Source organism: Amycolatopsis sp. CA-230715, assembly GCF_018736145.1.
Lineage (GTDB): Bacteria > Actinomycetota > Actinomycetes > Mycobacteriales > Pseudonocardiaceae > Amycolatopsis.
The window spans coordinates 7130050-7145537 of sequence record NZ_CP059997.1; the positions used below are offsets into that span (position 1 = coordinate 7130050).

The following is a 15488-nucleotide window of genomic DNA, read 5'->3' on the forward strand; positions in this document are numbered from 1 at the left end:
CGGGAATTGATCGCGAAGCCAGGTCCGTCCCGTTGCGGGAATGTTGTGGGTTCTCAGTGGCAGGCCTGTTGTTCCGGCGTGCAGAACGTGACCTCGGGGTACCGCGGCGATGGCCGGTCCAGCAGGGGGCGCGGCCGGTCGCGCAGGTGCCGGTCGAAGAAGGCGGCGACGTAGGGGCGGATGATCTCCGCGGACCGGGTTCCGGCCAGCTTGCTGCCGAAGTCGAGGCCAAGCTGCTGGGTCAGCAGGTCGTAGTCGGCGAACGAGGCGTGCACCGCTCCGGTCACCTTGAACCAGCGCTTCCACCCGGTCAGGCGTCGCCAGTCCCGGTTCAGGGTGGCGTCGTCGGCGTTCTGGGTGAAGAACAGGAACGGCCGCGACAGCCCGCTTTCGGGCAGTGGCTTGAACATCGTGCCGTCCAGGTCGGCGCCCGCACGGACCCTCGGGTCGGTCAGCATGGTCTCGCCGACGCTCGCGCCGCCGAGGGACATGCCCGCCATCGCGATCCGCGACGGATCGATCAGCGCGCCCCGCTTGCCGATCAGCTCGTCAAGCACGAAGGAGACGTCGCGGGCTCGGCTCTCCACTACGCGCCTGCCGAAGTCCTCGACTTCCCCGTTGCACGTGGCGCACGTGGTGACCCTCCCGTCGGGGAAGGTCGTGGCGAGGTTCTCGTAGGTGTGGTCGATTCCGGCGACCACATAGCCTCTGCTCGCCAGTTCCTCGGCCAGCGCGGTGAGCGAGCTGCGGAGCCAGGCCATGCCGGGCGAGAGCACCACGAGGGGATGCCTGCCTCCTGTCGGCCGCACGTCGGTGTACGCGTTGGTCTTGGTCCTGCTGAAGCTGTCGGGTGGCACGCTGGTGATCCCGTGGCCCTTCAGGAGGAGCTCCGACTCCTTCGGTGTCATGTACGGCGCGCGCCGCTCGCCACGCGATTTCGCGGGATACCACAGGGAAACCATCAGTTCCCGCGCCCCGGCCCGCGGAACCCAGGGGTCCTGGCGCGCTTTGTCGGTCAGGTGGAGGAACTCGGTACCGACCGGATGCGGACCGGTCGGCGCGGGCAGATACGGCGTGCCGGGGGACGCGGCCGCGGCCGTGCACATGGAGGCGGCGGCCGCGACGACGAGCAGTACGACCAGACCGCGAGCGCGTTGGCGGAACCGCTTGATCGGGTTGACCGCCGGAGTGGCGTGTTCAATGGACATGATCCCGATCCTGGGCGTCGCGGTGGCGCCGGAACATCGGGCCAAAGCAGGGTTCACGCCGTTCCCAACCGTACTTTTGACCGATACGGCCAGCGGGCGGAATTCCTAATCTGCACCACGTGGATATTCGGTCGACCGGTCTGCCGCGCGTCGCGGCCGATGCGGGGCTCATCGTCGTGCACGCCGCGGCGCTGGTCGTCACGGCGGTCGCGGTCGCGAACAGCTGGGGCGGCGGCTACTGGGTGTTCGGCTGTGCCGCCGGGCTGGTGATGGGCGTGCTCGCCCTGGCGCGGCACCGCCACCCTCGATGGGCCGCCGGTGTGGCGCTCGCCGTCGCAGGGACCGCGGTCGCGGTCGCCCGGATCGCCCACCTGCCTGCCGAGCCGGGGCCCGCCGCCGCGCTCGGGCTGTCCGTACTCATCGGCTCCGCGGTCAGAACGCTCCCGATCCGCTCGGCGGCCGTCATCGCGACCACGGGGCTCGTACTCGTCGTCGGCGCCGGGCTCACCGCACCGGCATCCTCGTCCGGAGTTCCGGCGGTGACGACGTTCAACGGCGCCGGCTGGCTCGCCGCGCTCGCGACCGGGCTGGGGCTGCGGCTGCTCGACACCCGCCGCCGCACGCTCGCCGAGCAGGTGCGCCGCGCCGAACGCCTCGAACTGGCAAGGGAACTGCACGACGTCGTCGCCCACCACATCACCGGCGTCGTGCTCCACGCCCAGGCCGCTCAGATCGTCCGGCGCAAGTACCCGGAGAAACTGGGCGATTCCCTGGCCGGTATCGAAACCGCGGGCTCCGAGGCGCTGGTCGCGATGCGCCGCGTCGTCGGCGTCCTGCGCGACACCGACGACGCGGCCCCTTTCACGTCCGGCCCCGAACAGCTCAGCGAACTGGTCGAACGCTTCACCAGGCACGGCCCCGTCGTGCACCTCCGGTTGCCCGACGGCGAACCGGAATGGCCGCCGGAAGTCACCAGCACGGTGTACCGGGTCGTCCAGGAATCCCTGACCAACATCGCCAAGCACGCCCCGCACGCCCGCTCGGTCACCGTCCACGTCACCCACGACCACCCGGCCATCACCGTCGAGATCACCGACGACGGCCCGCCACCCCCGGCCCGGCCCCATCGCGGCGGGTACGGCCTGGTCGGTATGCGCGAACGCGTCGAGGCTCTCGACGGCACCTTCTCCGCTGGTCCCCGCGCCAGTACCGGGTGGTCCGTGCGCGCCGTCCTGCCGCTTCCCGGCCGGGAACTCCGATGACCGCGCCGATCAGCGTCCTGCTGGCCGACGACCAGGCCATGGTCCGCAGCGGCCTGCGGCTCCTGCTCGAGGACGAGCCCGACATCCGCGTGGTCGCGGAAGCCTCGGACGGCGTCGAAGCGGTCGAACTGGCCCGCCGGCTCCGCCCCGACGTGTGCCTCGTGGACATCCGCATGCCCCGCCTGGACGGCATCGAGGTCACCCGCGCACTGGCCGGCTCGCACCGGGTGGTCGTGGTCACCACCTTCGACACCGACGAATACGTCTACGGCGCACTCCGCGGCGGAGCGGTCGGCTTCGTCCTGAAGGACGCCGGACCCGCCCTCCTCGCCGAAGCCGTCCGCGCCGCGAACATCGGTGATGCCCTCGTCTCACCCTCGGTGACCCTGCGCCTGCTGCGTCACGTCGCGGACACCCACGCCACTCCCGCCGGAACACTTCCCTTGTCCGAACGGGAAACCGAGGTCGTCCGTGCCATCGCGCGGGGCCGCACCAACCGGGAAATCGCCGCCGAACTGTTCATCTCGCTGAGCACGGTCAAAAGCCACGTGTCCGGCATCCAGACCAAGCTCGGCGTGCGCAACCGGGTCCAGATCGCGGCCTGGGCATGGGAAACCCGGACGGTGCACGCATAGCCGGAAACGGCGCCGCTGCCCCTTGGGCGAACGGGAACCGCGCGTCAGGCGGTGGGGCGGCCCGCACCGGCGAAGTCGTCTCCCGCCTTGCGGTAGGTGTGCACCTGGACGGCCTGGCCGAAGGTGGGCGCGTCGATCATCTGCTCGTTGCCGATGAAGATGCCGACGTGGTGGATCTTCGTGGCCGGGTTGCCGTAGAAGATCAGATCGCCGAGCTGCGGTGACTGGCTGGTCGGCACCAGCGGCACGCTTTCGTACTGCCAGTGCGCGGTGCGCTTGAGCGTGATGCCCGCGGTGCCGTAGGCGGCGGTGGTCAGCCCGGAGCAGTCGAACCCGAGATCGCCCTTCTCCTCGCCGTTCCCGCCCCACACGTAAGGCAGGCCGATCTTGTCGATCGCGAACGACACGGCTTTGAGCACGGCGGGGTTCGGCGGCGCCGGGTTCTTCCCGACGGTGCCGTAGACGTTGGCGGTGGCGAGGATCCGGTGCAGGAACAGGGGCGCGCTCTGCAACGTGGACACGCCCTGCCACCACGCCTCGCCCTTCGCGAGATCGCGGCCGCCGTCGCACAGCGCCCTGCCCGCGGCGAGGGCGGCGGCGTCGATGTTCTGCGCGTCCGGCTTGCCGGGACCCTGCCACTTCTTCCACACCGCAGCCGAAAGCTGCATCGGCCCGCTGGCGTCCTTTGTGGACACTACGTGGCCGTAGAAGTCGCGCACCTCGAGCGCGCCGATCGGCTTGCTGACGCGGCCGTCGGCGCCGAGCTGCCCGCCGCCGGCGCGGCCGTGATCGGTGGTGACCTTGCCGACCGCCGCGAGCGTCACCCACGAAAGGTGGCAGCCTGGCTGGTCCTTCGACAGTGCCACGGTGGCCTTCGCGTAACCGGTCATCGCGCGCTCGGGGATGTCGAGCCACCCGGCGACCTTCGTGACCCAGCCCTCGAACTCCTGCCCCTCCTTGGGCGGCACCGGCTGGGGCGCGGCCTGCGGCGGCATCGTCGGCGGCTCGGCGGGCGCCGGCGGCGCCGCGCTCGCGGTGCTCGCGACCGGTTCGGTCTGCTGGGGCGCCACCGCGATCACCACGGCGAGCGCGGCGATGGCCACCACGGCGGCGCCGAGGATCACCAGCCGTTTGCGCAGCGGGTTCGACGCGGCCTCGTCCGGCAGCGGTTCGGTCATCGGCTGCCTCCGGTGATGCCGTCCAGCATGAAGGAGCGGAGCCCGTCGAAATCGGTGTCCAGCGCGATGGCGACGACGCGTGCCGAGGACTCGCGCCGTGGGGTCCGCCGGTCGGCGAGCGTCGCGCCGCGTGCCGGTCCGAGCCCGATGTCGACCTCGACGGGGTAGCTCTCGGTGGCCAGTATGCCCGGTTTGATCGCTTCGGCGATCGCCACCGCGTCGTGGATCACGATTCCTTCGAAACCCAGTGCCTGGCGGTAGTAATCGAGGTAGTCACCTGTCATCGACTTGAGCGCCGCGCCGACCACACCGGACTCGCCGAGCCGCTCCAGCCACGCGGCGTCGACCGCGCACTGGTGGGTGAGATCGAGCGGCACGAGCACGAGCGGCACCGACTCCTCGACGAGCACGCGGTGCGCGGCCTCGGGATCGGCCCAGATGTTGAACTCGGCGACCGGGGTGATGTTGCCGAACCCGAGCGCGCCGCCCATCGCGACGATCCGGCCGATCTTCGACCGGATCCCGGGGTGCGCGGCGAGCAGGAGCGCGATGTTGGTCATCGGCCCGATCGGCGCGAGGGTCACCGGCTCGTCGGCGGCCTCCAGCAGCGACAGCAGCAGGGACACGGCGTCGGTCTCGTCGGCCGCGCGCACCGGCGCGGGGAGCGAGACCGCCTGCCCGGACAGCCCGTCCTCGCCGTGGATGCGGCGGGCGAAGTCCGGGTTCGCGCGCACGAGCGGGCGTTCCGCGCCCTGCGCCACCGGCACGTCGGGGCGCCCGCACAGCTGCAGCAGGCCGCGCGCGTTGCGGGTGGTGGTCGCGACCGGCACGTTGCCGAACACCGTGGTCACGCCCAGCAGGTCGACGTCGGGGTTGAGCGCGGCCAGCGCGATCGCCAGCGCGTCGTCGACGCCGGGATCGGTGTCGATGATCAGCTTCACGCCCATGCGTCTCCCTTGCCTCCGGTCGCTCCAGCCCCAGGTTACGTGCCGGGCACCTGGCCTCGGCGGTGACGTCTCGGCGCCTGTATTTTCTTCTGGCATGACTTCCATGTGGGGCTCGCCCGCCCTCGCCAGGCTCAAGGCGTGGGGGCAGGCGCGCCGGGATCCCCAGCAGGCGAAGTTCCTGACCAAGGAGTCGCTCCGCTGGGTGCTGCGCAACCGCGCCTACACGCCGTGGTACCTGGTCCGGTACTGGCGGCTGCTGAAGTTCCGGGTGGCCAACCCGCACATCGTGCTGCGGGGCATGGTGTTCCTCGGCAAGAACGTCGAGATCCACTGCAGGCCCGGCTACGGGCGGATGGAGATCGGCCGCTGGGTGCACATCGGCGACGGCAACGCGATCCGCTGCCACGAAGGCTCGCTGCGCATCGGCGACAAGGCCGTGTTCGGCAGGCAGAACGTCCTCAACGGGTACCTCGACATCGAACTCGGCGCCGCCACGCTCGTCGCCGACTGGGTCTACATCTGCGACTTCGACCACGTCACGGCCGATATCACGCGCCCGATCAAGGACCAGGGCATCGTGAAGTCGCCGGTGCGGATCGGGCCGGACACCTGGATCGGCACCAAGGTGTCGGTGCTGAAGGGCACCAGGGTCGGCCGCGGCTGCGTGCTCGGCGCGCACGCGGTGGTGCGCGGCGACATCCCGGACTTCTCGATCGCCGTCGGCTCCCCGGCACGGGTGGTCCGCAACCGCGAGGACGACTACGCCGCCGACGCGGCCCGCCGCGAAGCCGTCGAAGACATGGCGCGCAAGGCGAACAAAGCGCTGCAGAAAACCCTCGACTCCCAGTAGGCGGCAGCCGCTCGGCTTCACGAGGACTTCGGCACCGCCGGATACGGCACGAAAGTGCTGGTGTTCTCGTCGACGGTGAGCTGCTTGCCGATGGTCGGGAACGCGCGCTGCGGGCAGGCGGGGCGGTCGCACACCTTGCAGCCCATGCCGATCGGGGTGGCCGCGGTTCGGTCGTCGAGGTCGAGCCCCGCCGAGTACACGAGCCGCTTCGCGTGGCGCAGTTCGCAGCCGAGGCCGACGGTGAACATCTTGCCGGGGCTGCCGTAGCCGCCGATGTTGCGCGAAACCGTGCGCGCGATCCAGAAGTAGCTCTTCCCGTCGGGCATGGTGGCGATCTGGGTGAGGATCTTGCCCGGCATGGTGAACGCCTCGTAGATGTTCCACAGTGGACACGAGCCGCCGACGCGGGAGAAGTGGAACCCGGCCGCGGACTGGCGCTTGGACATGTTGCCGGCGCGGTCCACGCGCACGAACGAGAACGGCACCCCGCGCGCCTTCGGGCGTTGCAGGGTGGACAGCCGGTGGGACACCGTCTCGAAGCCGACGCCGAAGTGGTCGCAGAGCCGTTCGATGTCGTAGCGGAAGCGTTCCGCGGCGGTGTGGAACGGGCCGTAGGGCAGGATCAGCGCGCCCGCGAAGTAGTTCGCCAGCCCGACCCTGGCCAGTGACCGCGCGGCGGGCCCGGAAAACGCCCACGAGTCGGCCAGTTCGGTGATCAGGTCGTCGTATTCGAGCAGCGCGATCTGCGAAGCCATGCGGAACGCCTGCTGGCCGACGCGCAGGCTCGGCGCGAGCCGCAGGACCTTCGCGCCCGGCTCGTAGCGGTGCTGCTCGCCAGCCGGTTCGTCGATGCCGTCGCTGGTCACCTGCACGCCGTAATGGTCGCTGAGCCTGGCGCGCAGCGAGCCCAGCGCGTCGCCCCTGCGCAGGGGGAGTTCGAGCGCCATGCGCTCGGCGCGCTCGTCGAGTTCGGCGACGTAGTTCTCCCGTTCGTAGAAGAAGTCGCGCACCTCCTCGTGCGGCAGGGGAGCGGCGGCGCTGCCGTGCACGCCCCTGCCGTCCTCGGTGACCAGCGCGGCGGTGTTCTCCACCGCGTTGCGGTAGCTGCGGTGCAGCTTGACCAGCGCTTGCGCGATCGAGGGCAGGTTCGTCGCGAGGTCGTTCAGTTCGCTCGTCGTCGCGTCGATGCCGACCGCCTCGTCGAGCAGCGCTTCCTTGACGTCGGCGACCAGGCGCGCGGTGTCGTTGCTGGCGAAGAACTCCGTGTCCACGCCGAAGGCCTGCGTGATGCGAAGGAGCACGGGCACGGTCAGCGGGCGCGAGTTGTGCTCGATCTGGTTGAGGTAACTGGGTGAGATCTCCAGCACACGTGCCAGATCCGCTTGGCTCATCGACCGGCTTTCGCGAAGGTGCCGCAACTTCGCCCCGGCGAAGGTTTTGTCCATCTCCCGTACTCCTGTCCGCAAGATTTCCGGCCCTGAACGGTTCAGTAAACGATCAAGTACGCGGATTCTCACCGTGTTGCCAAGCACTCGTTGGCAACCTTCGCAAGATGCTACGGAACCTTCGCACAAATTGGCAAATTGGCGCTCTGGATCTGTTTTCCCAGCACATGCCATGGTTTCGGCAAGCAGGCGAGTAATCGCAAAGTTCGCAACGTTGGAGAGTTCGATGACTGAGCAGGCCAAGCGGTTGGCGCAGGAAGCAGCGGAGCTGACCAAGCAGTGGGAGACCGACCCCCGCTGGGCGGGCGTGCGGCGGTCCTACTCGGCCGAAGACGTCGTGAAGCTCCGCGGCAGCGTTGTCGAAGAGCAGACCCTCGCCCGTCGCGGCGCCGAGAAGCTGTGGAACCTCCTGCACACCGAGGACTACATCAACTCGCTCGGCGCGCTGACCGGGAACCAGGCCGTCCAGCAGGTCCGCGCGGGGCTCAAGGCCATCTACCTGTCGGGCTGGCAGGTCGCCGCCGACGCGAACCTCTCCGGCCAGACCTACCCCGACCAGAGCCTCTACCCGGCCAACTCGGTGCCCGCGGTGGTCCGCCGGATCAACAACGCGCTGGGCCGCGCCGACCAGATCAACTGGGCCGAGGGCAACACCGACATCGACTGGTACGCCCCGATCGTCGCCGACGCGGAGGCGGGCTTCGGTGGCCCGCTCAACGCGTTCGAGCTGATGAAGGGCATGATCAACGCCGGTGCCGCGGGTGTGCACTGGGAGGACCAGCTCGCGTCCGAGAAGAAGTGCGGCCACCTCGGCGGCAAGGTGCTGATCCCGACCAAGCAGCACGAGCGCACGCTGAACGCCGCCCGCCTCGCCGCGGACGTCGCCGGTGTCCCGTCGGTCATCGTCGCCCGCACCGACGCGCAGGCCGCGACGCTGCTGACCAGTGACGTCGACGACCGCGACAAGCAGTTCCTGACCGGCGGCCGCACCGCGGAGGGCTTCTACGAGGTGCGCAACGGCATCGAGCCGTGCATCGAGCGCGGCCTCGCCTACGCGCAGTACGCCGACCTGCTGTGGATGGAGACCTCCGAGCCCGACCTCGAGGTGGCGCGCCAGTTCGCCGAGGCCATCAAGGCGAAGTACCCGAACCAGCTGCTGGCCTACAACTGCTCGCCGTCGTTCAACTGGAAGAAGCACCTCGACGACGCGACGATCGCGAAGTTCCAGCGCGAGCTCGGGCACATGGGCTACAAGTTCCAGTTCATCACCCTGGCCGGTTTCCACGCGCTGAACTACTCGATGTTCGACCTGGCGCACGGCTACGCCCGCGAAGGCATGACCGCCTACGTCGAGCTGCAGGAGAAGGAGTTCGGCTCGGAGGACCGCGGGTATACCGCCACCAAGCACCAGCGCGAGGTCGGCACCGGCTGGTTCGACCAGGTGAGCACCGCGCTGAACCCGGAGAGCTCGACCACCGCGCTCAAGGGTTCCACCGAGGAAGCCCAGTTCTGACCTGACGCGGGCGGTGACGGGTCGGCCCGTCACCGCCCGCCCCTCTTCTTTTCCTTCCGCACCTGGAGGCACGCCATGGCCAGCAAGCTCAACTACCGCGTCGACGTCGCCGGTCCGGCCGGTCCGCGGTTCGACGAGATCCTCACCCCGGCTGCACTCGACTTCATCGCCCGGCTCGACAACGCGTTCGCCGGCCGTCGCCGCGAACTGCTGGACGCGCGCAGGCTGCGCCGCGAGAAGCTGGCCTCCGGTGAGGAAAACCTGGAGTTCCGCCGCGAAACCCGTTCGGTGCGGGAGGACCCCACCTGGCAGGTGGCCGGTGCCGCGCCCGGCCTGGAAGACCGCCGCGTGGAGATCACCGGACCGACCGACCGCAAGATGACGGTCAACGCGCTCAACTCCGGCGCCAAGGTGTGGCTCGCGGACTTCGAGGACGCGACTTCGCCGACGTGGCACAACGTCGTCGACGGCCAGCTGAACCTGTTCGACGCGATCCGCCGCGACATCGACTTCACCACGGAGAACGGAAAGCGCTACACCATCGGCGACGAGCCCGCCACGATCGTCGCGCGCCCCCGCGGCTGGCACCTGGTGGAGAAGCACATCCGCATCGACGGCCGCCCGGTTTCGGCGAGCCTCGTCGACTTCGGCCTGTACTTCTTCCACAACGCGCGCCAGCTCCTCGCGCGCGGCAGCGGCCCGTACTTCTACCTGCCGAAGCTGGAAAGCCACCTCGAAGCGCGCCTGTGGAACGACGTTTTCCGCCTGGCGCAACACGAACTGGGCATCCCGCAGGGCACGATCAGGGCGACGGTGCTGATCGAGACGATCACCGCCGCGTTCGAGATGGACGAGATCCTCTACGAGCTGCGTGAGCACGCGGCCGGGCTGAACGCGGGCCGCTGGGACTACATCTTCAGCGTCATCAAGAACTTCAGCGAGCACGGCGCCGATTTCGTGCTCCCGGACCGCGCGCAGGTCACCATGACCGTGCCGTTCATGCGGGCCTACACCGAGCTGCTGGTGCGCACCTGCCACTCGCGCGGCGCGCACGCGATCGGCGGGATGGCCGCGTTCATCCCCAGCAAGGACCCCGAGGTCAACAAGGTCGCGCTGGAGAAGGTCCAGCAGGACAAGGAACGCGAGGCCGGCGACGGCTTCGACGGTTCGTGGGTCGCGCACCCCGGCCTGGTTCCGGTGTGCGAGAAGGTTTTCGACGAGGTGCTCGGCGGCTGGCCGAACCAGCTCGGCAAGCTCCGCGAGGACGTCGTGGTCACCGCCGACGACCTCCTCGACGTGGCGAGCGCGGGCGGGGAGGTTACCGAAAAGGGCGTGCGCGCCAACATCAACGTCGGCCTCCGCTACATCGACGCGTGGCTGCGGGGCACCGGCGCCGCGGCGATCCACAACCTGATGGAGGACGCCGCGACCGCCGAGATCGCCCGCTGCCAGGTGTGGCAGTGGATCCGCAACGGCACGAAGCTCGAAGACGGCACCGCGCTCACCCGCGAGCTGGCGACCTCGTACCTCGACGAGGAACTGGCGAACGTCAAGGCGGAAACCCCGGGTGAGCACCGGCTCGACGACGCGCGCGCGATCTTCGTGGAGACCGCGCTGGGCGAGAAGCTGCCGAGCTTCTTCACAACCAGCGCCTACGCGCGGTACCTGACCGATCTCGGCTGAGACTCCGGTTTCCCTTTCCTGACGGGGGAAATCGGCGAGGCGGGCCGGGGAGGAGTGGTTCCCTCCTCGCCGGCCCGCCTTTTCTTGCCCGGGTTTCACCGGTCCGCGGCGCGGGAAAGCCGGGGGCATGACCGAGTTCGTGAGCACCGCGGATCTGGAAATCGGATACGAGGTGGACGGCCCTGCCGCGGGACCGGTGATCGTGGCCGTGCACGGGTGGCCGGACGACGTGCACTGCTGGGACGGCGTGGTACCGCGACTGGTGGCGGAAGGGTTCCGGGTGTACCGGCCGCATCTTCGCGGTTTCGGCCCCACCCGGTTCCGCGCGCCGGGCAAACCCCGCAGCGGCCAGGCGGGGGCGCTCGGCGCTGACCTGCGCGACTTCCTGGACGCCTTGGATCTCGAGAACGTATTGGTGGCAGGGCACGACTGGGGAGCGCGAGCCGGGTACGTCGTCGGCGCGCTGTTCCCCGCTCGCGTGCGCGCGCTCGTCGCGATGTCGGCGGGGCACGGCGCGAGCGGCCCCGACGCGCCCTTGCCGTACCCGCTGGCGCACGCCTACTGGTACGAGTGGCTGGTCGCGACCGCGCGGGGGAGGGACATCGTGCGCGACGACCGGCGCGGGTTCGGCCGCTACCTCTGGGAAAGCTGGTCGCCGGGATGGCGGTTCTCCGAAGCCGAGTTCTCCCGCGCCGCGCAGGCGTGGGAAAACCCCGACTGGCCGGACATCACGGTCAGCGCGTACCTGCACCGCTGGGGCGAGGAGCCGGGGGACCCGGCTTACGCCGACCTCGAACGGGAACTCGCCGCGATTCCCCCGGTGCGCGTGCCGACGCTGGTGCTGCACGGCACCGGCGACCGCGACAACCTCCCGTCCACCAGCGAAGGCAAGGACGACCTGTTCACCGCGCACTACCGGCGCGCGGAATTCCAGGGCGTCGGCCACTTCCTGCCCCGCGAAGCACCCGCCAGGGTCGCCAGGGAAATCCTCTGGTGGTCCTCGACCGCTTAAGTCTGCGGGTGGCGCCGGTGCCCTGTGGCTTTCGGGGCACTGGATTCCCCGAAGGTCACAGTGATGTCGGGTGCGCGGCGATGTCGGGTGCGCGGCGCGGTGGTCGGCGGCGGGGGCCCGTCGTTGGTCCCCGAAGGCCACCTTCGGGGACCCTGGCGTCACTTTCTCGGCCCTCGCTTCCGTGCGGGCAGGGCCGCGCATGCCCCGAAGGTGACCTTCGGGGCGCTCAACGCCGCACATCCACCCCTCGCGCGCCAGACCTCCCGCTTGCCGGTGCCCCGAAAGTGGCTTTCGGGGCACCGGATTCCCCGAAGGTCACTTTCGGGGCAGCCGAAGGTCCGAGCGGGAGCGGGAGTGCGGGTGCGAGGGTCGAGTTCGCGGCGTCTACCGCCCCGAAGGCCACCTTCGGGGACGAGCGCCGTGGCGGCAGCCCGCCGCGAGGGCCGAGATCGTGACCCTCAACGTCTCGAGAGCGGCCCTCGGCGACATTCACACACCATCATGGTGGCTTCGCGGCCGCCGAGAATGCGTGGTCCGGATGGTCTACGTAGTGAATGACCGGGGGCAATACCTACCGTTTCCCGGATTGATTGCGTGGTATTCGCCCCGGCAGGCTGCTGGGATCAGGCACTCCGCTCCTCTTCACAGGAGTCTTGAGATGAGAATGCTTCCCGCGGTCGCCGGTCTGCTCCTGCTCGCGCTCGTCTGCGGCGCGCTGCTCACCCCCGTCGGGGACAGTGGCACCGGGCCCGCCTATTCCGACTGCGCCCGCCCGAGGTGCGGCGCCTTCTGAGCCGTTCCGCTCTCCGGTTCCGCGCTGGTGCGATCGGGTTGTCTGCTACAGCGAGTGTCGAATCGGATACGGAAAAGTTCTAAGGTGGTGGGCACACCGACCGGACTCCCCCTCAGCGGTCGGGAGGCGCACCCTCGGAGCAACCCCCAGGGCTCCGAGGGTCGCGCGTGTCCGGGCACCGATGGGAGGCGGTCGACCGTGGCGGGAGGCGGAAGACGAGCCGCGAGAACGAGGCGGCGCACGGGTGACGGGGCATCGTGTCCACCGGGTATGGGCCGGGTCGCGAAAGCGGCGTGAAGGCCGTGGCGGCGCGCCCGTCGTTCGCCTCGGTACTCCGCCTTCGCGAGTTCCGCGCCCTGTGGTTCGCGGAATTGCTGTCGGTGTGCGGTGATCAGCTCGCCCGTGTCGCACTGGCCATCCTCGTCTTCCAGCGCACCGATTCCGCGGCGCTGACCGGGCTGACCTACGCGCTCACCTACGTGCCGACGGTTATCGGCGGGGTGCTGCTCGCGAGCTGGGGCGATCGCCGGTCCCGCCGCGACGTGATGGTGTGGACCGATCTGGCGCGCGCGGTGCTCGTCGGCGCGATGGTCGTGCCGGGGATGCCGCTGTGGGCGCTGTGCGCGCTGGTGGCCGTGATGACCTTGTTCGGCGGACCGTTCAAGGCCGCGCAGCAGGCCGTGCTGCCGGAGATCCTCACCGGCGAGCGGTACACGGTCGGCATGGCGCTGCGGAACGTCACGATGCAGTCGGCGCAGCTGGTGGGCTTCGGCGCGGGCGGCATGCTGGTGGCCGCGGTCGGGCCGGGCGTCGGGCTGACCGTGAACGCGGCGACGTTCGCCGTTTCCGCACTGGTGACGCGGTTCGGCGTCCGCTACCGGGAGCCGGTCGCGCGCGCCGCGGAAACCGGCTGGCGCGCGTTCCTGCGGTCCACCACCGCGGGTGCGCGCCTGGTGTGGCGGGACACCGGGTTGCGCACGCTCGTCGCGTTGAACTGGCTGGCGGGTTTCTACGTCGTCCCGGAGACGATCGCCGCGCCGTACGCGGCCACGCTCGGAGTGGGCACCGCGACCGTGGGCTGGCTGATGGCCGCGGACCCGATCGGCAGCGTGCTCGGCGGGATCGTGTTCGGCAAGTGGGTGCCGGAGCGGGCGCAGGTGCGGGTGCTGGGCCTGCTCGGCATCGCGGCGGGCCTCCCGCTCGTGCTGTGCTTCGCCCATCCCGGCCTGCTGCCCTCGATCCTGTTGTTCGCGACCTCGGGCCTGCTGGCCACCGGCTACAACATCCAGGGCGTCGTGCAGTTCATGCGGCGGCTCCCGAACGGCCAGCGCGCACAGGGTTCCGGCCTGAACTCGACCGGTCTGGTGACCGTGCAGGGGCTCGGCGCCGCGGCGGCGGGTGGGCTCGCCGATCTCATCGGCCCCGCCAAGACCATCGCCGCGGCCGGCACCGCCGGGGTGGCGATGGCGGTGCCGATCGCGCTCGCGTGGGGTCGGACCCGCCAGGAAGGGCGGGCCGAATGACGGTCAGTTTCCACGGTCGCTCATGGCGTCCTCCTTCGCACAGTGGTCGGATGCCCTGCGGAGAGTTAGCAGGTGGTACACGGTGAGTATGCGGGACGAAAGCCACGATCAGGTTGCGGCCAGGCAACCGAGTCCCTTTTGGCCGCGCGGCCCCGCCGCGCGGGAATGGGTGGTTCGCGGCTGGGGGATCCGCGAGTGGGCGCTCTGGCAGCAGCCGCCGCGGGTCGTCGCCTACTGCCTTGCCTGCGCCGCGGCGGTCGTGTCGCTCGGTTTCGTCTGGTTCCCGGTCGCGGCCGGCGGCGCCGACCTGATCCGCCTCGCGGTACTGGCCGGGCTGGGGATCCTGCAGGCGGAGCTGGGCCGCCACGTCGAACGGGTGCGCCGCAGGCTGTCGGGGAGCCCGCACATCACGATGAGTTCGGTGTGGACGTTCGCTGGCGTGCTGATGATGCCGATCGGGCTGGTCGTCGTGCTCACCGCGGTGCTCTACCTCCACCTCGGGCTGCGCAGCTGGTACCGGCTGCACCGGGTGCCGCCGTTCCGCACGTTCAACAACGCGTGCTGCGTGATCCTGTCGTCCTGCGGCGCGGCGTCCACATTGGACCTGATCGGGGTGCCGACGATGCGCGCGGCCACCACGATGGCGGTGCACGGCGCGATCGCCGTGCTCGTGGTGATGGCGGTGCAGTTCGGCTTGAACGCGGTGCTCATCCTGCCCGCGCGCGCGAAGGTCGGGCGGACGCCGCGCGCGTGGTTCGGCGGCTGGTTCGACAACGTGCTCGACCTCGCCACCCTGTGCCTCGGCGCGCTGAACGCGCTGGCGCTCGCGATCTCGCCGGTGCTCGTGGTGGCGGTCTTCCCGCCGGTGCTGCTGCTGCACCGGACCGTGCTCGTCACGCAGCTGGAGGCCGAGGCCAGGCGTGACCACAAGACCGGCGTCTTCAACATCGCGGGCTGGCAGGCGCACGCCGAACGCGTCGAGGCGAGGGCGAATCGCCTCAACGCGAACTTCGGACTGCTCATGATCGACCTCGATCACTTCAAGCGCGTGAACGACACGTACGGCCACCTGGCGGGCGATGCCGTGCTGAAAGCGATCGCCGACGCCATCGTCCGCAGCGTGCGCGGCCACGAGGACGCGGTCGGCCGGTTCGGCGGGGAGGAATTCGTCGTGATACTCCCGAACGTGACCGGGGACGGGATCGCCATGGTCGCCGAGCGCATCCGCACCGCGGTGCACGAACTCACCGTGCGGATCCCGGTCGGGGACCGGGGCCAGGTGGTCACCGGTTTCTCCGTTTCGGTCGGCAGCGCGCGCTACCCGTCGGCGGGTACCACCGTGCAGGCGCTGCTCGACGCCGCGGATATCGCGCTGTACCAAGCGAAGCAGGCTGGCCGGAACCGCGTGGTGGCCGCGACCGCGCGGGCGTGAGCACCGG

Annotated in this window: 13 protein-coding genes; 9 read left to right on the plus strand and 4 right to left on the minus strand. The window is 70.1% G+C overall.

Features of this window, described 5'->3' with window-relative positions; genetic code table 11:
• Positions 1-53: 53 nt before the first annotated feature.
• Positions 54-1208, minus strand: a complete 1155-nt coding sequence (locus tag HUW46_RS33975; protein WP_254125155.1) for an alpha/beta hydrolase family protein — start codon at positions 1206-1208, stop codon at positions 54-56.
• Between the two features lie 119 nt (positions 1209-1327).
• Here HUW46_RS33975 and HUW46_RS33980 point away from each other — a divergent pair, with 119 nt between their 5' ends.
• Together HUW46_RS33980 and HUW46_RS33985 are read left to right on the plus strand one after the other, a co-directional pair.
• Positions 1328-2470, plus strand: a complete 1143-nt coding sequence (locus HUW46_RS33980) for a sensor histidine kinase (protein ID WP_254125157.1) — start codon at positions 1328-1330, stop codon at positions 2468-2470.
• The gene (locus tag HUW46_RS33985; RefSeq protein WP_215542833.1) at positions 2467-3105 is read left to right on the plus strand and encodes a response regulator; all 639 of its coding nucleotides are present in this window, start codon (positions 2467-2469) and stop codon (positions 3103-3105) included. The genes HUW46_RS33980 and HUW46_RS33985 overlap by 4 nt, the downstream gene beginning before the upstream one ends.
• Before the next feature lie 44 nt (positions 3106-3149).
• Here HUW46_RS33985 and HUW46_RS33990 read toward each other — a convergent pair whose 3' ends face one another.
• Positions 3150-4283 (minus strand): C40 family peptidase, encoded by a 1134-nt coding sequence (locus tag HUW46_RS33990; protein ID WP_215542834.1) that lies wholly within the window; start codon positions 4281-4283, stop codon positions 3150-3152.
• Positions 4280-5230, minus strand: a complete 951-nt coding sequence (locus tag HUW46_RS33995; RefSeq protein WP_215542835.1) for a nucleoside hydrolase — start codon at positions 5228-5230, stop codon at positions 4280-4282. Before HUW46_RS33995 ends, HUW46_RS33990 begins: the two co-directional genes overlap by 4 nt.
• A 94-nt stretch (positions 5231-5324) precedes the next feature.
• Here HUW46_RS33995 and HUW46_RS34000 point away from each other — a divergent pair, with 94 nt between their 5' ends.
• Complete coding sequence (locus HUW46_RS34000; RefSeq protein WP_215542836.1) at positions 5325-6080, plus strand: acyltransferase; 756 nt, start codon at positions 5325-5327, stop codon at positions 6078-6080.
• A 17-nt stretch (positions 6081-6097) separates the two neighbouring features.
• Here the strand turns inward: HUW46_RS34000 and HUW46_RS34005 are convergent, their stop codons facing one another.
• On the minus strand, positions 6098-7525 hold the full coding sequence (locus tag HUW46_RS34005) for a short-chain fatty acyl-CoA regulator family protein (RefSeq protein ID WP_215542837.1): 1428 nt from the start codon (positions 7523-7525) through the stop codon (positions 6098-6100).
• A gap of 226 nt (positions 7526-7751) precedes the next feature.
• Here HUW46_RS34005 and aceA point away from each other — a divergent pair, with 226 nt between their 5' ends.
• The 6 genes from aceA (at position 7752) to HUW46_RS34030 (ending at position 15481) form a co-directional block, all read left to right on the plus strand.
• On the plus strand, positions 7752-9038 hold the full coding sequence (gene aceA / locus HUW46_RS34010; RefSeq protein WP_215542838.1) for an isocitrate lyase: 1287 nt from the start codon (positions 7752-7754) through the stop codon (positions 9036-9038).
• A 75-nt stretch (positions 9039-9113) separates the two neighbouring features.
• Positions 9114-10721 (plus strand): malate synthase A, encoded by a 1608-nt coding sequence (gene aceB, locus HUW46_RS34015; RefSeq protein WP_215542839.1) that lies wholly within the window; start codon positions 9114-9116, stop codon positions 10719-10721.
• Positions 10722-10848: 127 nt separating this feature from the next.
• Positions 10849-11733: an alpha/beta fold hydrolase gene (locus HUW46_RS34020; RefSeq protein WP_215542840.1), complete on the plus strand. Its 885-nt coding sequence runs from the start codon at positions 10849-10851 to the stop codon at positions 11731-11733.
• 658 nt (positions 11734-12391) lie between these two features.
• A complete protein-coding gene (locus tag HUW46_RS48820; protein ID WP_256451390.1) occupies positions 12392-12526 on the plus strand; it encodes a hypothetical protein in 135 nt (44 codons plus the stop codon).
• A gap of 257 nt (positions 12527-12783) precedes the next feature.
• Positions 12784-14049 carry an MFS transporter gene (locus HUW46_RS34025; RefSeq protein ID WP_254125158.1) on the plus strand — a complete coding sequence of 422 codons (1266 nt, stop codon included), beginning with the start codon at positions 12784-12786 and terminating at the stop codon, positions 14047-14049.
• A gap of 88 nt (positions 14050-14137) precedes the next feature.
• Complete coding sequence (locus HUW46_RS34030; RefSeq protein WP_215550277.1) at positions 14138-15481, plus strand: GGDEF domain-containing protein; 1344 nt, start codon at positions 14138-14140, stop codon at positions 15479-15481.
• The last annotated feature ends 7 nt before the right edge of the window (positions 15482-15488 follow it).